General features: G+C 72.2%; 19 protein-coding genes. 15 read left to right on the forward strand and 4 right to left on the reverse strand.

What is annotated here, in order from left to right:
• Positions 1–113 precede the first annotated feature (113 nt).
• Positions 114–1,319, forward strand: coding sequence for an MFS transporter (locus ACLE50_RS15245; protein WP_410944204.1), 1,206 nt, complete (start codon positions 114–116; stop codon positions 1,317–1,319).
• Positions 1,320–1,386: 67 nt separating this feature from the next.
• On the opposite strand, the gene ACLE50_RS15250 is transcribed toward ACLE50_RS15245, so the two are convergent.
• A complete protein-coding gene (locus ACLE50_RS15250; RefSeq protein ID WP_410944205.1) occupies positions 1,387–3,138 on the reverse strand; it encodes a GMC family oxidoreductase N-terminal domain-containing protein in 1,752 nt (583 codons plus the stop codon).
• A 97-nt stretch (positions 3,139–3,235) separates the two neighbouring features.
• Positions 3,236–4,567: a cytochrome P450 gene (locus tag ACLE50_RS15255; RefSeq protein ID WP_410944206.1), complete on the reverse strand. Its 1,332-nt coding sequence runs from the start codon at positions 4,565–4,567 to the stop codon at positions 3,236–3,238.
• A 195-nt stretch (positions 4,568–4,762) separates the two neighbouring features.
• Between ACLE50_RS15255 and ACLE50_RS15260 the strand changes: the two genes are divergently transcribed.
• From ACLE50_RS15260 to ACLE50_RS15275, 4 genes are all read left to right on the forward strand, one after another.
• Positions 4,763–5,407 (forward strand): TetR/AcrR family transcriptional regulator, encoded by a 645-nt coding sequence (locus tag ACLE50_RS15260; protein WP_410944207.1) that lies wholly within the window; start codon positions 4,763–4,765, stop codon positions 5,405–5,407.
• 153 nt (positions 5,408–5,560) lie between these two features.
• Positions 5,561–5,755, forward strand: coding sequence for a ferredoxin (locus ACLE50_RS15265; RefSeq protein WP_410944208.1), 195 nt, complete (start codon positions 5,561–5,563; stop codon positions 5,753–5,755).
• Positions 5,755–6,984 carry an NAD(P)/FAD-dependent oxidoreductase gene (locus ACLE50_RS15270; RefSeq protein ID WP_410944209.1) on the forward strand — a complete coding sequence of 410 codons (1,230 nt, stop codon included), beginning with the start codon at positions 5,755–5,757 and terminating at the stop codon, positions 6,982–6,984. The genes ACLE50_RS15265 and ACLE50_RS15270 overlap by 1 nt, the downstream gene beginning before the upstream one ends.
• 129 nt (positions 6,985–7,113) lie before the next feature.
• Positions 7,114–8,604 (forward strand): SulP family inorganic anion transporter, encoded by a 1,491-nt coding sequence (locus ACLE50_RS15275; RefSeq protein ID WP_410944210.1) that lies wholly within the window; start codon positions 7,114–7,116, stop codon positions 8,602–8,604.
• Between the two features lie 7 nt (positions 8,605–8,611).
• Here ACLE50_RS15275 and ACLE50_RS15280 read toward each other — a convergent pair whose 3' ends face one another.
• Positions 8,612–9,013, reverse strand: coding sequence for a histone-like nucleoid-structuring protein Lsr2 (locus tag ACLE50_RS15280; protein WP_410944211.1), 402 nt, complete (start codon positions 9,011–9,013; stop codon positions 8,612–8,614).
• A gap of 382 nt (positions 9,014–9,395) precedes the next feature.
• Between ACLE50_RS15280 and dnaK the strand changes: the two genes are divergently transcribed.
• The 10 genes from dnaK (at position 9,396) to ACLE50_RS15330 (ending at position 19,500) form a co-directional block, all read left to right on the forward strand.
• The gene (gene dnaK / locus ACLE50_RS15285) at positions 9,396–11,306 is read left to right on the forward strand and encodes a molecular chaperone DnaK (protein WP_410944212.1); all 1,911 of its coding nucleotides are present in this window, start codon (positions 9,396–9,398) and stop codon (positions 11,304–11,306) included.
• Positions 11,307–11,353: 47 nt separating this feature from the next.
• Positions 11,354–11,923, forward strand: a complete 570-nt coding sequence (locus tag ACLE50_RS15290) for a nucleotide exchange factor GrpE (protein ID WP_410944213.1) — start codon at positions 11,354–11,356, stop codon at positions 11,921–11,923.
• Positions 11,923–12,906 carry a DnaJ C-terminal domain-containing protein gene (locus ACLE50_RS15295; RefSeq protein WP_410944214.1) on the forward strand — a complete coding sequence of 328 codons (984 nt, stop codon included), beginning with the start codon at positions 11,923–11,925 and terminating at the stop codon, positions 12,904–12,906. The genes ACLE50_RS15290 and ACLE50_RS15295 overlap by 1 nt, the downstream gene beginning before the upstream one ends.
• A 10-nt stretch (positions 12,907–12,916) precedes the next feature.
• Positions 12,917–13,225 carry a chaperone modulator CbpM gene (locus tag ACLE50_RS15300; protein WP_410944215.1) on the forward strand — a complete coding sequence of 103 codons (309 nt, stop codon included), beginning with the start codon at positions 12,917–12,919 and terminating at the stop codon, positions 13,223–13,225.
• A gap of 1 nt (position 13,226) precedes the next feature.
• Positions 13,227–15,860 (forward strand): ATP-dependent chaperone ClpB, encoded by a 2,634-nt coding sequence (gene clpB, locus ACLE50_RS15305; RefSeq protein ID WP_410944216.1) that lies wholly within the window; start codon positions 13,227–13,229, stop codon positions 15,858–15,860.
• Between the two features lie 25 nt (positions 15,861–15,885).
• Positions 15,886–17,124, forward strand: coding sequence for a PucR family transcriptional regulator (locus ACLE50_RS15310; RefSeq protein WP_410944217.1), 1,239 nt, complete (start codon positions 15,886–15,888; stop codon positions 17,122–17,124).
• A 16-nt stretch (positions 17,125–17,140) separates the two neighbouring features.
• Positions 17,141–17,479 (forward strand): hypothetical protein, encoded by a 339-nt coding sequence (locus tag ACLE50_RS15315; protein WP_410944218.1) that lies wholly within the window; start codon positions 17,141–17,143, stop codon positions 17,477–17,479.
• Positions 17,480–17,517: 38 nt separating this feature from the next.
• On the forward strand, positions 17,518–18,936 hold the full coding sequence (locus ACLE50_RS15320) for a glucose-6-phosphate dehydrogenase (protein WP_410944219.1): 1,419 nt from the start codon (positions 17,518–17,520) through the stop codon (positions 18,934–18,936).
• The gene (locus tag ACLE50_RS15325) at positions 18,933–19,127 is read left to right on the forward strand and encodes a hypothetical protein (RefSeq protein WP_410944220.1); all 195 of its coding nucleotides are present in this window, start codon (positions 18,933–18,935) and stop codon (positions 19,125–19,127) included. The genes ACLE50_RS15320 and ACLE50_RS15325 overlap by 4 nt, the downstream gene beginning before the upstream one ends.
• 109 nt (positions 19,128–19,236) lie before the next feature.
• Complete coding sequence (locus ACLE50_RS15330; protein WP_410944221.1) at positions 19,237–19,500, forward strand: type II toxin-antitoxin system Phd/YefM family antitoxin; 264 nt, start codon at positions 19,237–19,239, stop codon at positions 19,498–19,500.
• Positions 19,501–19,766: 266 nt separating this feature from the next.
• Here the strand turns inward: ACLE50_RS15330 and ACLE50_RS15335 are convergent, their stop codons facing one another.
• Positions 19,767–20,375: a phosphoribosylanthranilate isomerase gene (locus tag ACLE50_RS15335; RefSeq protein ID WP_410944222.1), complete on the reverse strand. Its 609-nt coding sequence runs from the start codon at positions 20,373–20,375 to the stop codon at positions 19,767–19,769.
• Between the last annotated feature and the right edge of the window lie 28 nt (positions 20,376–20,403).

Raw genomic sequence — 20,403 nt, forward strand, 5'->3', positions numbered from 1 at the left:
GCGTGACGCCGATCACCCCGCTGCGGGGGAGCGGCCGGGGGAGGTCGCCGTCGGAAGTTGGCGTTGCTCACGACCGGATGCGGGAGGAGGGGCGAGCCGGGACGATGACAGCGGTGTCCACCACGCACCTCTCCCCGCCGGCCCGCCGGGCCGCTCCCGGGCTGCTGATCGCCGCGATCCTGCTGCTCGCCCTGAACCTGCGCGGCCCGATCGTCGCGGTGTCCGCCGTGACCGGCGAGCTGCAGGACGCCCTCGGCGCCGACGCCGCGACCGTCGGCCTGCTCACCAGCCTGCCGGTGCTCTGCTTCGGTCTCGCGACGCCGGCGGCGTCGGCGCTGCTCGCCCGTGCCGGCCTCGGCCGCGGGGTGCTCGTCTCGCTCGCGGTGCTGGTCGCGGGCATCGTGCTGCGCTCGCTGGACGGCCTGCCGACGGCCATCGCCGGCACCCTGCTGATCGGTGCCGCGATCACCGTCGGCAACGTCGCGGTGCCCGTGGTCATCGGCCGCGACCTGCCGCACCGGTCCGGCCCGGTGCTCGGCGCCTACACCGCCACGCTGAACATCGGCTCGATGCTGACGCTGTCGCTGACCGCGCCGCTCGCAGGCGTCACCGACTGGCGGTTCGCGCTGGCCGCGTGGAGCGGGCTCGCCGTCGTCGCCGCGGTCGTGTGGTGGACCGCCACCCGCAACCTGCCCGAGCAGCGCCCGCAGCCTGCCGCCGACGGCGACACCGCCGAGCCCGGCCCGGCCTGGTGGCGGCGCCCCGTGGTGTGGGGGCTGACCGTCGCGTTCGCCGGGCAGGCCTTCGCCTACTACGGCGTCACCGCCTGGCTGGCCGTGCTGCTCGCAGAGACCCTGCACATGACGACGGCGGCGGCCGGGGTCAGCGCGTCGGTCTTCCAGATCTCGGCCATCGTCGGCGCGTTCGCAGTGCCCGCCCTGCTGCGTGCCTGCCCGTCGTGGGTGGTGGTGCTGGTCGTCGGCGCGTTCTGGCTGGCGCTGCCGCTCGGCCTGATGCTGGCCCCCGGACTGTGGGCGCTGTGGTGCGTCTGCGGCGGCGCCGCGCAGGGCGGCGGGATCACGGTGATCTTCTCGCTGGTCGTGCGGCACGCCCGTGACCTGGTGGAGAACCGCCGGATGTCCGCGCTGGTGCAGGGCGGCGGCTACCTCGTCGCGGCGACCGGGCCGTTGGTACTGGGCGCGGAGTACGAGGCGACCCACGGCTGGCTGGTGCCGCTGTGCACGGTGCTGGGTGCGGTGCTCGTGCTGATCGTCGTCGGGACGGCGGCGGCAAGGACCCGGCAGCCGGTACGCGCCTGACCGGCCCCGCAACGACGAACGGCGCCGGACCCCGTGTCGGAGCCCGGCGCCGTTCGCGTGGCGCGGCTCAGGAGGCGGGTGCCCGCACCGCCGGCGTCGGCAGTGCCACGGGGGAGTGCAGGGCGCCCGGCGCGTCGTCGGGCACGACCGGCGACGCCGGTGCGACGGCGTCGATCCGCTCGTAGGCCGACCCCAGCGGCGGCCGGGCGTCGGTCTCCCCGGCGTTGGGCCAGAACGACATCGCCCGCTCGGCCTGCGCGGTGATCGTCAGCGACGGGTTCACGCCGAGGTTCGCCGAGATCGTCGAGCCGTCGGCGACGTGCAGGCCGGGGTGGCCGTAGACCCGGTGGTACGGGTCGATGACCCCGGTCTCCGGCGACGACCCGATGGCGCAGCCACCGATGAAGTGCGCGGTCATCGGGACGTTCGCGATCTCCCCGATCGAGCCCGCCGCGATGCCGTCGATCTTGTCGGCGACCCGGCGGGTGGCCTCGTTCGCGGCCGGGATCCACGTCGGGTTCGGCTCGCCGTGCCCGCCGCCGGAGGTCATCCGGAACCGCCCGAAACGGCGCCTGCCGGAGACGGTGATGCTGTTGTCCAGCGTCTGCATCACCAGCATGATGATCGACCGCTCCGACCAGCGGCGGACCGAGAGCCAGCCGAGGTTGCGCGGCTTGCTGATCATCGTCCAGAGCCAGGTCAGGAACCGCGGGTACGGCTTGCCGCCGTCGGTGAGCGCGGTCAGCAGCATGCCCATCAGGTTGCTGCCGCGGCCGTAGCGCACCGGCTCGATGTGGGTGTGCGCGTCCGGGTGGAACGACGAGGTGATCGCGACGCCGTCGGTGTAGTCGACACCCTTCGACGCCTTGGTCTTCGCGCACAGGATCGACTCGGAGTTCGTCCGGGTCAGCACCCCGAGCCGCGACGACAGCCCCGGCAGGTTGCCGTTGTCCTTCTGGGACAGCAGCAGCCGCTGGGTGTTGTAGGTGCCCGCGGACAGCACGACCTGCGACGCGGTGAACGTGTGCCGGTCGCGCTCCCTGCGTCCCGAGCTGCCGGTCGTGCGGGTGTCGACGGCGTAGCCGCCGCCGGGCAGCGGCCGGATCGCGGTGACCGTGGTCAGCGGCCGCACCTCGGCGCCCGCGGACTCGGCCAGGTGCAGATAGTTGCGGTCCAGGGTGTTCTTCGCGCCCACCCGGCAGCCGGTCATGCACGACCCGCACGCGGTGCACGTCGTGCGGTCCGGGCCTGCACCGCCGAAGAACGGGTCCGGGACCGTCGAGCCCGGGCGGGTGCCTTGCTCACCGAACAGCACACCCACCCGGGTGCGGTGGTAGGTGTCGCCGCAGCCCATGTCCTCGGCGACCGAGCGGATGACGCGGTCGGCGCTGGACTCCCGCGGGTTCTCGACGACGCCGAGCATGCGCTCGGCCTGGTCGTAGTGCGGGGCGAGCTCGTCGGACCAGTCGGTGATCCCGGACCACTGGCGGTCGGCGTAGAACGCCGCCGGCGGCCGGTAGAGGGTGTTGGCGTAGTTCAGCGACCCGCCACCGACACCGGCCCCGGCGAGGATCACGACGTCGCGCAGCAGATGGATGCGCTGGATGCCGTAGCAGCCCAGCCGGGGCGCCCAGAGGAAGTTCCGGACGTCCCAGGAGGTCTTCGGCAGCGTCGCCTTGTCGAAGCGCTTGCCGGCCTCGAGTACGCCGACCCGGTAGCCCTTCTCGGTCAGGCGCAGCGCGGTGACGCTGCCGCCGAATCCCGACCCGACGACGAGCACGTCGTAGTCGGGCTTGCCATCGGTGGGGGAGAACGCCATGACGTGGCTCCTCGTGGTGGTGGTCGCTGTCCGGTTCGGAACGGTCTGGTCCGGAGCTGTGGTCCGGAGTTGCGGGAGAACTACGCCCGGTGGGTGCTCACGCGGGGAACGGCGTGCACTGCATCCGCTTGACGACGTGGAAGAAGCTGCCCGGCGAGAGCTCGGGCTCCTCGGCGACGATGTCCGGGCAGCGGGTCAGCAGCTCCACGAACAGCGCCCGGAGCTGGAAGCGTGCGAGCTGGTTGCCCAGGCAGTGGTGGATCCCGCCGCCGCCGAAGGAGATGTGCGGGTTCGGGCTGCGCGACAGGTCCAGCTCGTTCGGCCGGTCGATGCCGTCGGAGTCCCGGTTCGCCGAGCTGTAGAACATGATCAGCTTGTCGCCCGCGGAGATCTGCACGCCGTCGAGCTCGGTGTCGCGCGCGGCCGTGCGGCGGAAGGTCATGATCGGCGTCGCCCAGCGCACGATCTCCTCGACCGCGGTGTTGACCCGGCCCTCGAGATCCTCCATCAGCCACGCCCGCTGCTCGGGGTTGGTGGTCAGTGCCCGGACGCCGTGGGCCAGCGACTGACGGGTGGTGTCGTTGCCGGCGATGGTGAGCAGGACGAAGAACGAGCCGATCTCGTGGTCGGTGAGCTGCTCGCCGTCGACCTCGGCCTGGGCGAGCGCGGTGAACAGGTCGCTCTGCGGGCTCTCCCGGCGCTCGGCGACGGTCTTCGCCGACAGCTCGTGCATGAACACCAGCGCCTGGAACATGGCACCGAACTTCTGCTCCATGTCCGAGCCGGTGATCTCGTCGTCGCCCCAGGCCATGAGGGTGGACATCTCCGCGGACGTCTTCTCCCGCTCGCCCTCCGGGACGCCCATCATGTCGTTGAAGTTGTGCATCGGCAGCAGCGCGCCGCACTCGGAGACCCAGTCGACGCGGCCGTCCGGGGACGCCTCGGCCTTCTCGATCAGGTTGTCCACGCAGCGCTTCGCGTTGGCCTTGATCCGGTCCTCGATGCGGCGCATCTGCTTCGGTGTGAACGCGCTCGACACCAGCCGGCGCAGCTTGGTGTGCCGCGGCGGGTCCATCGCGATGATCGACTGCGCCGACTCGAGCATCTCGGTCGGCATGTTGTCGCCGACGATGCCGGGCCCGGAGAGGAAGTCGTCGTTGCGCCGGGTGACCTCGACGAGGTGCCGGTAGGTGGTGATCGCCCAGTAGCCGTAGTCGTCCTCGACCGGCAGGAGGTTGTCCTCCAGGGGCGGCTGCCAGCTGATCGGCCGCTGCTCGCGCAGGACGGCGAAGGTCTTCTCCCGCTCGGCCGCGGTGGTCGCCCAGAACTCGCGCCTCGAGATGTTGATCTCGTCGTACGGGCGGTCCGGGTTGCCGCTGGCGTGCTGGGTCAGCCCCGTGCCGCTGCTGATCATCTCGGAATCGGTCATCGCCGTGCCTCCTTGCTCGACGCCTGATGCACTTACGATGGCACAGGGCGCACATGCTGCACAAGATTGGAAATCTGTGCACAGAGTTCATTTCCGACGGCGATGCACGAAGATCGAAAGTGGTGCACATCATTCCCGGAGCGGCTCGGGCGTGCGTACGTTGCGCAGCCCGCGCCGGGTCGTCACTCTGTAAGGGTGACCTCATTCGGTGAGCGCGTCCGCGGACAGCTGCGTCAGGAGCTCCTGGCCGCGGCGGCGGCGATCGTCGTCGAGGGCGGATGGGCGCGGCTGCGCATGCAGGCCATCGCCGACGAGGTCGGGGTGAGCAGGCGGACGGTCTACAACGAGTTCGGCAGCAAGCCCAAGCTCGCCGAGGCGCTGATCCTGCAGGTCACCGAGCGCTTCCTCGACGAGGTCGAGCAGGTCTTCCTGGCCGCGTCCGACCCGGCGACCGGCTGGCGGGACGCGGTGTCCTCCACGCTGCGTGCGGCCGAGACCGACCCGCTGCTGGTCACCGTGCTGACCGGGGCGGAGAGCGCGGACTTCCTGCCCCTGCTGACCAGCGACAGCGCCGCGGTGGTCGACCACGCGTCCGCGCGGATGGCAGGCACCGTGCTGCGCCGCTGGCCGGAGATCCCGCCCGGGCCGGCCCGGCTGGCCTGTGAGTCGACGGTCCGGCTCGCGCTGAGTCACATCGTCCGGCCCGGCGGCTCGGTCGGCGACGCCGCGCACGACATCGCCGAGCTGGTGGTCGGGTACCTGGCGGGGGTCGCGGACCCGGCTGCCGAGTCCGGCGACGACGTCCGCGCCCGGGTGCCGCAGCAGAGCGGTCACAGCTGACCGTTTTCGCTCGTTCAGCTGTAGACGCCGTGCACAAATTCCACGTATTGTGCGTGCACTGCAAGTCGGCACGGTGAGCGTGCACGCAGGTCGTGCGCCCCGGGCCGACGGGCTCCGAACCGGCGTACCGCCACGACACGAGGAGGTGTCCCGATGCGCATCGTTCTCGACGAGTCCAAGTGCACCGGCCTGGGAATGTGTGAGGCCGAGGCCCCCGACATCTTCGAGGTCCAGGACGACGGCTCGCTGACCGTCCTCGACGAGACCCCGCCCGAGGACGCACGCGACGAGGCCCAGGCCGCGTGCGACTCCTGCCCGACCGGCGCCCTGACGCTCGAGGACGACTGATGGGCGACGCCTTCGTCGTCGTCGGGGCGTCCCTCGCCGGGTTGCGGGCCGCCCAGGCCGCCCGCCGCGCCGGGTTCGAGGGCACGCTGACGCTCGTCGGCGCCGAACCGCACCTGCCCTACGACCGCCCGCCGCTGTCGAAGGCGTTCCTCGAGGGCGGCGACGAGGTTCCCGAGGACCCGGTGTTCAAGTCCGAGGCGGAGCTGGCCGACGAGCTGGATCTCGACCTGCGGCTCGGCACCCGTGCGACCGGGCTGGACCCCGAGCGCAGCGAGCTGCTGGTGCAGGGCCCGGACGGCGAGTCCCGCATCCCCTACACCTACCTGGTGATCGCCACCGGAGCCGCGGCGCGCACGCTGCCCGGCACCGACGGCGTCGCCGGCGTGCACACGCTGCGCACCCTCGACGACGCCCACGCCGTGCGGGCCGCGCTCGACGCGGGTGCGCGCACGGTCGTCGTCGGGGCCGGGTTCATCGGCTCCGAGGTCGCCTCCGGCGCCCGCAAGCGCGGCCTGCCGGTGACGGTCCTGGAGGCGCTGCCGGTCCCGCTGACCCGCTCGGTCGGCCCGGACGCCGGCCGCGCCTGCTCCGAGCTGCACCACCGCAACGGCACCGACCTGCGCTGCGGCGTGAAGGTCGCCGGGATCGAGCAGGACGGCGGCAAGGTCACCGGCGTCCGGCTGGAGGACGGCGAGCAGATCCCGGCCGACCTGGTGGTCGTCGGGACCGGGGTGAAGCCGTGCACGGAGTGGCTCGAGGGCTCCGGCATCACGCTGCACGAGCGCGACGGCGGCATCGTCTGCGACGCCACGCTCGCGACCGGGCTGCCCGGGGTCTACGCCGCAGGCGACGTCGTGCACGCCCCGCACCCCCTGTTCGACGACGACGTGCTGCGCCTGGAGCACTGGACCAACGCCCAGGAGCAGGGCACCCTCGCCGCGAAGAACGCGCTGGACCCGGAGTCGGCGAAGCCGGTCTCCGGCGTCCCGTACTTCTGGTCGGACTGGTACGGCAGCCGCATCCAGTTCGTCGGGGTCCCGGCCGCGGACGAGATCCGGGTCGTCTCCGAGGAGCTCGACGACGACCGGTTCCTCGCGCTCTACCGGCGCGGCGACCGCTTCACCGGCTGCCTGTGCATCGACCGGCCGTCGCAGGTCATGAAGTACCGCAAGCTGATCAACAAGCGCGCGACCTGGCAGGAGGCGCTGGAGTTCGCCGGGGTCGGCTGAGCGCGGACCGCGGTGACGGTTGCGGCACGCACCGCTGCGAGACGATCTCTCACGTAGCGGTAGAGTTGGGGCGCCACAGCGACCCCGCCGCCGCGGTCGTCACCCCGCCTCCGTCCGCAGAAAGCAACGATGTCGCGCCCCGCCCTGCTCTCCCGTCCGTCCGGCCTCCGGGCCCCCGGGTTCCGCGTGCTGCGCACGGAGGTGCTCGCCGGTCTCGTCGTCGCGCTCGCGCTGATCCCCGAGGCGATCTCGTTCTCGATCATCGCCGGGGTCGACCCGAAGGTCGGGCTCTACGCGTCGTTCACGATGGCCGTGGTCATCGCGATCTGCGGCGGCCGGCCGGCGATGATCAGCGCCGCGACCGGCGCGGTGGCGCTGGTCGTCGCGCCGCTCTCACGCGAGCACGGCGTCGAGTACCTGTTCGCCGCGGTCGTGCTGGGCGGGATCGTGCAGGTCCTGCTCGCGGTCGGCGGGTTCGCACGGCTGATGCGGTTCCTGCCACGCAGCGTGATGGTCGGCTTCGTCAACGCCCTCGCGATCATGATCTTCGTCGCGCAGCTGCCGCACCTGGTCGACAAGCCGTGGCTGGTCTACGTGCTGACCGCCGCCGGGCTCCTCGTGCTGGTCGGGCTGCCGCGGCTGACGACGGCGGTGCCCGCGCCGCTGGTGGCGATCCTGCTGCTCACCGTGGTCACCGTGGCCGCCGGGTTCACCGTCCCGACGGTCGGCGACCAGGGCGCGCTGCCCGACGCGCTGCCCGTGCTCGGGATCCCCACGGTGCCGTTCACCTGGGAGACCCTGCGGATCATCGCCCCCTACGCGGTCGCGATCGCCGTGGTCGGGCTGATCGAGTCGATGATGACCGCCAAGCTCGTCGACGACATCACCGACACCCACTCCGACAAGACCCGCGAGGCGTGGGGGCAGGGCGTCGCGAACGTCGTCACCGGGTTCTTCGGCGGCATGGGCGGCTGCGCGATGATCGGCCAGACGATGATCAACGTGAAGGCGTCCGGGGCGCGGACCCGCCTCTCGACGTTCCTCGCGGGGCTGTTCCTGCTGATCCTGGTCGTCGCGCTCGGTCACCTCGTCGCGCTGATCCCGATGGCCGCGCTCGTCGCCGTCATGATCATGGTGTCGGTGGGGACGTTCGACTGGCACAGCATCCGACCCGGCGTGCTGCGCCGGATGCCCAAGAGCGAGACCACCGTCATGCTCGCGACGGTCGCGGTCACCGTCGGCACCTCGAACCTCGCGTTCGGCGTCGGCGTCGGCGTGCTGGTGGCGACGGTGCTGTTCGCCCGCCGCGTCGCGCACCTGGTCGAGGTCACCTCCGAGCTCGACGACGACGGCGGTCGCAAGACCTACCACGTCCGCGGCCAGCTGTTCTTCGCCAGCAGCAACGACCTGGTCTTCTCCTTCGACTACGCCCACGACCCCGCGCACGTGGTCATCGACCTCGCCGACGCGCACGTCTGGGACGCCTCCACCGTGGCCGCGCTCGACGCGATCACCACGAAGTACACCGCCCGCGGCATCGAGGTCACCGTCACCGGGATGAACGACGACAGCCGGTCCCGCCACGACCGGCTCGCCGGGAGGCTCGGCACCGGCCACTGAGCGGTGCTCACCCGCTCTCGCGGGGCCCTTCGCCGGCGTAGTACGCCCGCACGACCGCGTCCGGCAGCCGCCCGCGGCTCGACACGACGTAGCCGCGCACCCGCGCCCAGCGCCGTACCTCGAGGTTGTGGTCGCGCAGCCGGTCCGCGGTGCGCGGGCTCCCCGGACCCGGCCGGTCCGGTCGGTGCCGGCCCGCGTCGACGTACGGCGCGAGCGAGGTACGCAGCCGGTCGGCGTTGCCGCTGCTGAGCCGGATCCGGTACCAGGTCCCGTCCAGGGCGAAGTCGACGACGACGTCCGCGCGCCCCCCGTCGAGGTCGTCGACCGGCTCGGTGACCGGGGAGCCGGCCGCGGTGGCGAGGAGCCCGGTGACCCCGGTCCGGGTCCCGTCGGTGAGGGCGAGCCACATGCCTGCGCCCTCCTCCACGGCCGTCGGTGCAGCGTTCGCGATCCAGTGTCCGCCAGTGCGTCGCACGCTGTCGATGTGGGCGCCAACAGAATGGTTTGTCTGCGGAGACAAAATGCCAGGAAATGGGAACAGGGTGCGTTCGCTCCGCCTTGACGACCATGACGGACCCCAGTAGACCGGGATCCGCGAGGGCCGGACGCCCGGTGCGGACACCGCCCGGGACGCCTCCTGATCAGGGGCGATCCGGGACGGTCCTGCCGGAACCGCCCTCGCCGCACACATCGCACACCGACGCCGGGATGGCGCCGGAATGAACATCAATCGTACGACCCGTGGTCGCGCCCACCGCCGACGGACGCGACACCGAAAGGGAGACAGGAACATGGGCAAGGCCGTAGGAATCGACCTCGGTACGACGAACTCGGTGATCGCCGCCATGGAGGGTGGCCACCCGGTCGTCATCGCGAACGCGGACGGCGCGCGCACCACCCCGTCCGTGGTCGGCTACACCGACCAGGGGGAGCGGCTGGTCGGCCAGCTCGCCCGCCGCCAGGCGATCATGAACCCGAAGGGCACCGTGTCCTCGGCGAAGCGCTTCGTGGGCCGCCGCCACGACGAGGTCGGCACCGAGTCCGACACCGTGTCCTACGACGTCGTCCCCGGCGACGACGGCACGGTGCGCTTCGACATCCGGGGCAAGAAGTACTCGCCGGAGGAGGTCTCGGCGCAGGTCCTGCGCAAGCTGGCCGACGACGCGTCGAAGTACCTGGGCGAGAAGGTCACCGAGGCCGTCATCACGGTCCCGGCGTACTTCAACGACGCCCAGCGCCAGGCGACCAAGGACGCCGGCAAGATCGCCGGCCTCGAGGTCCTGCGCATCGTCAACGAGCCGACCGCCGCGGCGCTGGCCTACGGGCTGGACAAGGAGCAGGCCGAGACCGTGCTGGTCTTCGACCTCGGTGGCGGCACGTTCGACGTGTCGATCCTCGACATCGGCGACGGCGTCGTCGAGGTCCGCGCGACCGCCGGTGACACCCACCTCGGCGGCGACGACTTCAACCAGCGGATCGTCGACCACCTCGCCGAGGAGTTCAAGAAGGAGACCGGCATCGACCTGCGGAAGGACCCGCAGTCGCTGCAGCGGCTCTGGGAGGCCGCGGAGAAGGCGAAGGAGGAGCTGTCGTCGGTCAGCCAGACCACGATCAACCTGCCGTTCGTCACCGCCGACGCCTCCGGGCCGAAGCACCTCAACGTGACCCTCATGCGGTCGACGTTCGACCAGATCACCGCCGACCTCGTCGAGCGCTGCAAGGGCCCGGTCGAGCAGGCGATCGCCGACGCCAAGCTGACCCCGAAGGACATCGACGAGGTCATCCTCGTCGGCGGGTCGACCCGTATCCCGGCCGTGCAGAACCTGGTCCGCAAGCTCACCGACGGCCAGGAGCCGAACATGACGGTGAACCCGGACGAGGTCGTCGCGCTGGGCGCCGCGGTCCAGGCCGCCGTCATCAAGGGCGAGGCCAAGGACGTCCTGCTGCTCGACGTCACCCCGCTGTCGCTGGGCATCGAGACCCTCGGCGGCGTGATGACCAAGGTCATCGAGCGGAACACGACGATCCCGGCGCGCCGCAAGGAGTCGTTCTCGACCGCCGAGGACAACCAGCCCGCCGTCGACGTCGTCGTGCTGCAGGGTGAGCGCGAGAAGGCCGCCGACAACCGGGTGCTGGGCCGCTTCCGGCTGGAGAACATCCCGCCGGCACCGCGCGGGACGCCGCAGATCGAGGTCACCTACGACATCGACGCCAACGGCATCCTCAACGTCTCGGCGCAGGAGAAGACCACCGGCACCGAGCAGAACATCACCATCTCCGAGAGCTCGAACCTCGACTCCTCCGAGGTCGACCGGATGGTCGCCGACGCCGAGGCCAACCGCGCCGAGGACGCCCGCCTGCGCGAGCACGTCGACGCCCGCAACCTGCTCGACTCCGCCGCCTACACGGTGGAGAAGGAGATCGGCGAGCTCGGTGACGCCGCCCCGGCGCACGAGAAGGCCCGCGCCGAGTCGCTGGTCGCCGACGCCCGCTCCCTGGTGGAGCAGGGTGCCGACGCCGACCTGTCCCGCATCCGGTCGCTGACCGACGAGCTGCAGCAGATCCTGCACGGGCTCGCCGCCGCCGCGGCCGAGCGTGCCCAGGGTGGTGCCGACAACGGCGCGGCCGGTGGCTCCTCGGGCAAGCCCGGTGACGGACCGGACGACGACGACGTCGTCGACGCCGAGTTCACCACCTCCTGACCGCGGCAGCGGCAGCACGAGACCGGCACGACCGACAGGCGGGATCCATGACCGAGCAGAACACCGACGGGGCCGGCGCCACGCCGGCCCCCGGCCCGGCCGAGGGGGCGGAGCACACGGACACGACCACCGGCACGACCGGGGAGCAGCACGACGAGGTCGGTGAGCTGCGCGCCCGCGTCGCCGAGCTCGAGGGGAAGTGGCGCACCGCCGCCGCGGACCTCGACAACTTCCGCAAGCGCACCGCGCGGGACGCGGAGCGCTCGCGTGAGCTGGAGCGGGCGAAGGTGGCCCGGGAGTGGCTGCCCGTCCTGGACAACCTCGACATCGCCCTGCAGCACGCGGGCTCCGACCCGACGGCGATCGTCGAGGGCGTGCAGGCCGTGCGTGACCAGGCGTCCGGTGTGCTGGGCCGGCTCGGCTTCCCGCGCCGGGAGGACGAGCCGGGCACCGCGTTCGACCCGGCCCGGCACGAGGCGGTCAGTACCGTCCCGGCCGCCGAGGGCCAGGAACCCAACACGATCGTCCAGACCGTGCGCACCGGCTACGGCGACGGCGACCACCAGCTGCGGCCGCCGGGTGTCGTCGTGGCGGTCGCGCCGGCGGAGAAGAGCTGATGGCAGAGGACTACTACCAGACACTCGGCGTCAGCCGGGGCGCGAGCCAGGACGAGATCCAGCGCGCGTACCGCAAGCTCGCCCGCAAGTACCACCCGGACATCAACAAGGACCCGGGCGCCGAGGACACCTTCAAGGACATCACCGGGGCCTACGACGTGCTGTCCGACCCCGAGACCCGCAAGAAGTACGACGACTTCGGGCCCGACTTCCGGTCGGTCCCCGACGGCGTCGACGCCGAGACCTGGCGCCGCGCCAAGGCAGGCGGCGGGTTCGGCGGTGGCGGCGGCTACGGCGGTTTCGGTGGTGGCCAGGGCTTCGGCGGGGGACAGGGCTTCGGGGGCGGGTTCTCCGACGGCACCTTCCACTACGGCGGCGAGGACGTCGACATCGAGGACCTGCTCGGGGGCATGTTCGGCGGCAGCGGTCGCCGGCGCTCCCGGGGCCCGATGCCCGGCGCCGACCAGGAGGCCGAGATCGAGCTCGACCTCGAGGACTCCTACGCGGGCACGAAGCGCTCGATCACGCTCTCCGGGCCGGACGGCGCGAAGACGATCGACGTGAACGTCCCCAAGGGCGTCACCGAGGGCAAGCGGATCCGGCTGGCCGGCCAGGGCGGGCAGGGCTTCGGCGGCGGCGAGGCCGGTGACCTCTACCTGGTCGTGCGGTTCGCCAAGCACCCGCGCTACACGGTCGAGGACCGCAAGGTCACCGTCACCGTGCCGGTCGCCCCGTGGGAGGCCGTGCTCGGCACGACCGTCGCCCTGGAGATCCCGGACGGCGAGGCCAAGGTCAAGGTCCCGGCCGGGACGTCCAGCGGGAAGAAGCTGCGGCTGCGCGGACGGGGCATCCCGAACCCGCGCGGCACGGCCGGTGACCTCTACGCCGAGATCCGCATCGTCGTCCCGTCCGAGCCGACCGAGGCCGAGCGGGAGCTCTACGAGCAGCTCTCGACCACCTCGACGTTCGAGCCCCGGCGCTGAAGGAGGAACGATGACCTACCCGATCGTCCTGGGCCACCTCGGCGCGCACCGCCTGGACCTCGAGACCTTCGCCCGCGTGGCCGGTGTCCACCCCGAGCTGCTGCGCCGGCTCGCCGTGCTGGGCCTCGTGGACTACGTGACCGACTCGGCCGGGAACCCGTGGTTCCCGATGGCCGAGCTCCCGGCCGTCGGGCGGCTGCGCAGGCTGCGGGCCGGGCTCGACCTCAACTACGCGGCACTCGGCGTCGTCGTCGAGCTGCTGGACCGGATCTCCGAGCTCGAAGCCGAGCTCGCTCGACGCCCACGCACCGGAGGCTGACGTGGACCCCAACCGTCTCACCCAGAAGTCCCAGGAAGCGCTGCACGACGGGCAGACCAAGGCGCTGCGCTACGGCCACACCGAGGTCGACGCCGAGCACCTGCTGCTCGCCCTGCTGGAGCAGCCCGACGGCCTCGTCCCGCGGCTGATGACCGCGGCCGGGGCCGACCCGGCACGGCTGACCCGCGACCTCGAGACCGAGCTGAACCGCCGGCCGAAGGTCAGCGGGCCCGGCGTCCAGCCCGGGCAGGCGATGGTCACCCAGCGCCTGTCCCGGCTGTTCGACGCCGCGGACGCCGAGGCCAAGCACATGAAGGACGACTACGTCTCGGTCGAGCACCTGATCCTGCCGATGCTCGACGAGGGCAGCGGCAGCGCCGCCGGGCGGCTCCTCAAGCAGGCCGGGCTGACCAAGGAGAACTTCCTCCAGGCGCTCACCGACGTCCGCGGGAACCAGCGGGTCACCTCCGCGACCCCGGAGGGCACCTACGAGGCGCTGGAGAAGTACGGCCGCGACCTCGTCGCCGACGCCGCAGCGGGCAAGCTCGACCCGGTCATCGGCCGTGACGGCGAGATCCGCCGCACCATCCAGATCCTGTCCCGCAAGACCAAGAACAACCCGGTCCTGACCGGTGACCCCGGCGTCGGCAAGACCGCGATCGTCGAGGGCCTCGCCCAGCGGATCTACCACGGCGACGTGCCCGAGGGGCTGAAGGACAAGACCGTCTTCGCCCTGGACATGAGCGCGCTCGTCGCCGGCGCGAAGTACCGCGGCGAGTTCGAGGAGCGGCTCAAGGCCGTGCTCTCCGAGGTCACCGGGGCCGAGGGCCGCATCCTGCTGTTCATCGACGAGCTGCACACCATCGTCGGCGCGGGCGCGACCGACGGCGCGATGGACGCCGGCAACATGCTCAAGCCGATGCTCGCCCGCGGTGAGCTGCACCTGATCGGTGCGACCACCGCCGACGAGTACCGCCGCTACATCGAGAAGGACGCCGCGCTGGAGCGCCGCTTCCAGCAGGTCGTCGTCGACCAGCCGACGGTCGAGGACGCGATCTCGATCCTGCGCGGGCTGCGCGAGCGGCTCGAGGTGTTCCACGGCGTCAAGATCCAGGACGCGGCGCTGGTCGGCGCGGTCGTGCTGTCCGACCGCTACATCACCGACCGGTTCCTGCCGGACAAGGCGATCGACCTCGTCGACGAGGCCTGCGCGATGCTCCGCACCGAGATCGACTCGATGCCGGCCGAGCTCGACGAGTACACCCGCAGGCTCACCCGTCTCGAGATCGAGGAGGCGGCGCTGGCCAAGGAGACCGACAAGGCCAGCGGCACCCGGCTCGAGGAGCTGCGCCGCGAGCTGACCGACGTCCGCACCGACGCCGACGCCATGCGCGCGCAGTGGGAGTCCGAGCGCCAGGCCGTGCACAAGGCGCAGAACCTGCGCAGCGAGATCGAGCAGGTCCGCGTCGAGGCCGAGCAGGCCGAGCGTGAGTACGACCTGAACCGCGCGGCCGAGCTGCGGCACGGCCGGATGCCCGATCTGGAGCGCAGGCTCGAGGCCGAGGAGGAGCGGCTCGCGTCCAAGCAGGGCAGCAGCAGGCTGCTGCGTGAGGTCGTCACCGAGGAGGAGATCGCCGCGATCGTCTCCCGCTGGACCGGCATCCCGGTCTCGCGGCTGCAGGAGGGCGAGCGGCAGAAGCTGCTCAAGCTCGACGAGCTGCTGCACGAGCGGGTCATCGGCCAGGACGAGGCGGTGCTGCGCGTCGCGGACGCGGTGATCCGGGCCCGGTCCCAGATCAAGGACCCGCGGCGGCCCATCGGGTCGTTCCTGTTCCTCGGGCCCACCGGTGTCGGCAAGACCGAGCTGGCCAAGGCGCTGGCGTCGAACCTGTTCGACTCCGAGGACAACATCATCCGGCTCGACATGAGCGAGTACCAGGAGCGGCACACCGTCTCCCGGCTCGTCGGCGCCCCGCCCGGCTACGTCGGGCACGACGAGGGCGGCCAGCTCACCGAGGCCGTGCGGCGCAAGCCGTACTCGGTGATCCTCTTCGACGAGGTCGAGAAGGCGCACCCGGACGTGTTCAACACGCTCCTGCAGGTGCTCGACGACGGCCGCCTCACCGACTCCCAGGGCCGCACGGTCGACTTCCGCAACACCGTCATCATCATGACCTCGAACATCGGGTCGCAGTACCTGACCGACGGCATGACCGGCGACGGGGAGATCAAGGAGGACGCCCGTGAGGAGGTCATGGGCGCGCTGCGGGCGCACTTCCGCCCGGAGTTCCTCAACCGGATCGACGACATCGTGCTGTTCAAGCCGCTCACCGGCCCGGACATCGAGAACATCGTCGGGCTGATGTTCGGCGAGCTGCGCGACCGGCTGGCCGACCGCCGGATGACGCTGAGGGTCACCGAGGAGGCGCTCGGGTTCATCGCCCAGCAGGGCTTCGACCCGGTCTACGGTGCCCGCCCGCTGCGCCGCTTCATCACCCGCGAGGTGGAGACGCGGATCGGGCGCGCGTTGCTGCGCGGCGACGCCGTCGACGGCGGTACCGTCGTCGTCTCGCTCGACGACGGACATCTGGCCGTGAGCTACGAGGACCCCTCCGACACCGAGGCGGCCTCGTGACGGTGCGGCCCCACCGAGGAGCCGCATGAGCACGGAACCACACCGGGAGCCGGTCGGACCGGAGCTGTCGGCACTCGCCGACCGGCTGCGCGACCGGCTCCCGGAGCTGGTCGACGACGTGGTCGCGGCCGTCCGGGAACGGCCCGGCCTCGACCACGTCGTCCCGCCGGCGGAGCTGCGGGACGGCATCGAGCGCACCCTGCGCTACATGGTCGACGCGCTGCTCGACCCGTCGGCGGACCCGGTCGTGCGCAGCAAGGGCGTCCCGGCCGAGACCGGTCGGCGGCACGCCCGCGACGATGCACCGCTGCCGGAGATGCTGCGCGCCCACGCGCTGGGCTTCGCGATGCTGTGGGACGAGTTCTGCACCCTGGCCCGGTCCTCGGAGTCACCGGACGCCGCGTCGGCGGTCATCGACGCCGGTGCCCGGCTGTGGCGGCTGGCCGACGAGCACGCCGGCGCGGTCACCGAGGCCTACCGCGAGACCACCGCAGAGATGCTGCTCGCCCAGCAGCGCAGGCGCTCCGCCCTGGTCGAGTCCCTGTTCACCGGCGAGATGGTGACCGAGGCGCGGCCGTGGGAGGTCGGGAAGCTGCTCGGCCTGCCCGTCGACGGCGAGCTCGTCGTCGTCGCGGCGGAGACGTCGTCGCCGGCGCAGGAGAGCCTGCCCGGCGTCGAGGAACGCCTCGCCCGGCTCGGCTGCGTGTCGGCGTGGCAGCTCACGCCGTCGCTGCAGGCCGGGGTGGTGTCGGTGCGCGACCGTGCGCACCTGCGCTCCGTGCTCGACGCGCTCCGCTCGCTGGCCACCGCCCGTACCGGGGTCAGCGCCCCGTACCGCCCGCTGGGGGAGACCCCGCGGGCGCTGCAGCTCGCCCGCACCGCGCTGCTGGCGATGGCGCCCGGTCAGAAGGGCGTGCGCGCGTTCAGCACCCGCCCGCTGGCCGCGCTGATCGCGTGCAACCCCGACGAGGCCCGCCGGCTCGCGACAGCGGTCTTCGGCCCGCTGCTCGACCTGCCGCCGGAGGACCGCTCCGGCTTGATCACCACCCTGCACGCCTGGCTGGACCACGACGGCTCCGCCGACAAGGCCGCGCAGCTGCTGCACTGCCACCCGAACACCGTGCGCTACCGGCTCCGCCGGGTGCACGAGCTGTCCGGGCGTTCCCTGAGCGACCCCGCCGACCTGGCCGAGGTCGCCGCCGCCGCCGAGGCCGTCCGGCTGAACCTGCACGAGCAGACCCCGCCGACCGGCCTGCACCCCTGACCTCCCGGGAGAACCCGTGTCCGAGAAGACCATCCACGCCAACCTCGTCGGCAACCCGGCCGGCGGCGAGCTCGACGACCCGTGGCCGCCGAACCGGCCCGAGGTCGGCGAGCGCGTCGCGATCTTCACCTACGAGGTGCGCGACGACGACGGCGTCCGCGAGGACCTGCGCACCTTCCACATCACCCCGGCCGACCGCGCCGAGACCGGCCCGATCGACCAGCCCACGCGGACCCCGCAGGGCGTGACCGTGCAGTGGCGCGGCTCCGGGACCGGCACCGTCACCGCGCGGGACAGCCGCGGGGACACGCTGGCCTGCGCGGTGGAGCCGGACGACCCCACGCTGGTCGCGTAGCCGGCCGTCTGTTCCCCCACGTCACGACCGGAGGGACCGTGTCCACCTCCCACCCGAGCCCGGCCGCCGACGCCCTGGTGATCTTCGGGATCACCGGGGACCTGGCGTACAAGATGACCTTGCCCGCGCTGTACGCCCTGGAGAGCCGGGGCGTGCTGCACGGGCCGGTCATCGGTGTCGCCTCCCGCGACCTCACCCACGCCGACCTGCTGGAACGGGCACGGGAGTCGGTGCGCCGCGCCCGGCCCGACGCCGACCGCGCCGTGCTGGAACGGCTGCTGGGGCGGCTGCGCTACGTCGGCGGCGACGTCACGAACGACCCGGACGTCTACAAGCAGATCGAGTCGGAGCTGGGCCGTGCCCGCCGCCCGCTGTACTACCTGGAGACCCCGCCGACGCTGTTCGCGCCGATCGTCGAGCGGCTCGACGCGGCCGGGCTGCTGGGCGACGCCCGGGTGGCGCTGGAGAAGCCGTTCGGGACCGACCTGCACTCCGCGACCGAGCTGGGGGACCGGCTGCGCCAGATCGTCCCCGACGACCGGCTGCTGCTCGTCGACCACTTCCTCGGCAAGGAACCGGTCATCGAGATCGAGTACCTGCGGTTCGCCAACACCGCGATCGCCGAGATCTGGGACCGCACCACCGTCGAGGCCGTGCAGATCACGATGGCCGAGGACTTCGGCGTCGAGGGCCGGGGTTCGTTCTACGACTCGGTCGGCGCCGCCCGCGACGTCGTCCAGAACCACCTGCTGCAGGTGCTGGCCCTGGTCGCGATGGACGCCCCGGTCGGGGCGAGCGCCGACGAGCTGAAGGCCCGCAAGCTGGAGGTGCTCAAGGCGATCCCGCCGGTCGACACCGGTCAGGTCGTGCGCGGCCAGTACGACGGCTACCGCGAGATCCCCGGCGTCGCGCCGGACTCCGACGTCGAGACGTTCGTGGCGCTGCGCCTGGCCATCGACAGCTGGCGCTGGGCGGGCGTCCCGGTCTTCGTCCGGGCCGGGAAACGGATGCCGGTCACCGGCACCGAGGTCCGCCTCGTGCTGCGGGAGACCCCGCGGCTGCGGTTCCTGCCCGACGCCGCCCGGGTCGAGGCCAACCAGGTCGTCCTGCGGATCTCCCCGCAGCCGGGCCTGCGGCTGCAGCTGTCCGGGCTGGACGGTCGCGGCGCCTGGAAACCGGTCCGGCTGGACTCACTGTTCGAGCACGACCTCGGCACACCGCGCTCGCCCTACGAGCGGCTGCTGGAGGACGCGCTCGCCGGGGACGACCGGCTGTTCGTGCGCGAGGACGCGATCGCCGAGAGCTGGCGCATCCTCGAACCCCTGCTCCGTTACCCGCCGCCGGTGCAGCCGTACCGGCCGGGGACGTGGGGCCCGGACGCGGCCGCGTCGCTGCTCGACGGCCACCCGGGCTGGCATCTACCGTGGCTTCCCGACCGAGGAGAGGAACGTCCGTGAGCGACGAGCAGGGCTGGTACTACAACCTGAACGACGGCACCGTGGAGCAGGCCGAGCACAGCGCCCGCGCCGCGGATCGTCTCGGCCCGTACCCGGACAAGGCGACCGCCGAGCGTGCGCTCGAGATCGCCCGGCAGCGCACCGAGAACGAGGACAAGCGCGACCGGGAGTGGAACGAGCCCTCGAACTGAGGTCCTGACGCCTCGGCGGTGTGTGCCGCCGGGGCCGCAGGTCGCCGGGTCGAGCCGGTGACAGACCGCACGGGCCGGTCTAGACCATTGTCTAGACGGGAGGTCCTCCATGACCAGGACGATCAGCATCGGTGAGCTCCGGCAGAACCCGACACGCATGCTGCGCGAGGTCAGGGAAGGAGCTACCTACACGATCACCGATCACGGCGAGCCGATCGCCGAGGTCGCGGCCCACCGTCGGCCACGGTGGGTCCCCGGCGACGAGGTCGACTCGTTGCTCCGCGAACTCGGCGCCGACGAGGCCTGGGCCCGGGAGATCGCCGTCGATCGCGCCGCCGTGGAGGCACCCGATCCCTGGGAAGCCGCCGAGTGAAAGCGATCCTCGACACGAATCTCCTCGTCGCCGAGGCGCTCTCACACCGGGGCTATGACATCGCAGTCTCCTCGTTGTCATGGGCCGAGCTCGGCTACGGCGTACGCAAGGTTGCCGACCCGGTGCAACGAGCACGCCGGGAGTCGCGCATCGCCCGCCTCCGCACAGGGAGCAGTCGTGATCACCCGCGATCCCGACGACTTCGCCGGGCTGGACGGCCTCGTCACGATCGCCGTCGGCTGAGCGTTCGGTTCGACGAATCAGCGTCAGCCCGCCGCCCGGGCCGCGGCGACGAACGCGGCGATCTTCGCGTGGTCCTTGACCCCGCGGCTCGCCTCCACCCCGCTGGACACGTCGACGCCCCAGGGGCGCACCTGCGCGATCGCGGCGCCGACGTTGTCCGGGGCCAGACCCCCGGCGAGCAGCCAGTGGCCGTCCGGGCGGCGCTGCGGCGGCAGGTCGCCCAGGTCCCAGGTCTCGCCGGACCCGGCCCGCGGCGAGTCGATCAGCAGCAGCTCCTCGCCGTGCCTGCCCACCTGGGGCTCGGGTTCGGCGGGCAGCGACGTGGCCCGCCACAGCCGGAACGGGCCGCGCGCGGCCGCGGCCCAGGCGTCGTCGTCGTGGGTGCCGTGCAGCTGCAGGACGTCCGCGCCGACCTGCTCGGTGATCCGGGCGGCGTCGGCGGCGGAGTACTCGGCCGTCACGACGACCGAGATCATCGGCGCCTCGACCAGCGCGGCCAGCTCGCGGGCGAGCCCGGGCTCGACGTGCCGGGCGCTCGACGGGCTCACGACGAAGCCGACGGCGTCGGCACCGGCCTCCTGCGCGGCCCGGACGTCACCGGGGGTGGACAGGCCACAGACCTTCACGAACACCGCTCCGACGGTACGGGGGCGCCTGCAC

Source organism: Pseudonocardia phyllosphaerae, from assembly GCF_046546475.1.
Lineage (GTDB): Bacteria > Actinomycetota > Actinomycetes > Mycobacteriales > Pseudonocardiaceae > Pseudonocardia > Pseudonocardia phyllosphaerae.

What these genes read in the sequence shown, in the direction of transcription:
- ACLE50_RS15250 (WP_410944205.1), bottom strand. Translation starts at nt 3,138, where the DNA reads ATGGCGTTCTCCCCCACCGATGGCAAGCCCGACTACGACGTGCTCGTC.
- ACLE50_RS15255 (WP_410944206.1), bottom strand. Translation starts at nt 4,567, where the DNA reads ATGACCGATTCCGAGATGATCAGCAGCGGCACGGGGCTGACCCAGCAC.
- ACLE50_RS15265 (WP_410944208.1), top strand. Translation starts at nt 5,561, where the DNA reads ATGCGCATCGTTCTCGACGAGTCCAAGTGCACCGGCCTGGGAATGTGT.
- ACLE50_RS15270 (WP_410944209.1), top strand. Translation starts at nt 5,755, where the DNA reads ATGGGCGACGCCTTCGTCGTCGTCGGGGCGTCCCTCGCCGGGTTGCGG.
- ACLE50_RS15275 (WP_410944210.1), top strand. Translation starts at nt 7,114, where the DNA reads ATGTCGCGCCCCGCCCTGCTCTCCCGTCCGTCCGGCCTCCGGGCCCCC.
- ACLE50_RS15280 (WP_410944211.1), bottom strand. Translation starts at nt 9,013, where the DNA reads ATGTGGCTCGCCCTCACCGACGGGACCCGGACCGGGGTCACCGGGCTC.
- dnaK (WP_410944212.1), top strand. Translation starts at nt 9,396, where the DNA reads ATGGGCAAGGCCGTAGGAATCGACCTCGGTACGACGAACTCGGTGATC.
- ACLE50_RS15290 (WP_410944213.1), top strand. Translation starts at nt 11,354, where the DNA reads ATGACCGAGCAGAACACCGACGGGGCCGGCGCCACGCCGGCCCCCGGC.
- ACLE50_RS15295 (WP_410944214.1), top strand. Translation starts at nt 11,923, where the DNA reads ATGGCAGAGGACTACTACCAGACACTCGGCGTCAGCCGGGGCGCGAGC.
- ACLE50_RS15300 (WP_410944215.1), top strand. Translation starts at nt 12,917, where the DNA reads ATGACCTACCCGATCGTCCTGGGCCACCTCGGCGCGCACCGCCTGGAC.
- ACLE50_RS15310 (WP_410944217.1), top strand. Translation starts at nt 15,886, where the DNA reads ATGAGCACGGAACCACACCGGGAGCCGGTCGGACCGGAGCTGTCGGCA.
- ACLE50_RS15330 (WP_410944221.1), top strand. Translation starts at nt 19,237, where the DNA reads ATGACCAGGACGATCAGCATCGGTGAGCTCCGGCAGAACCCGACACGC.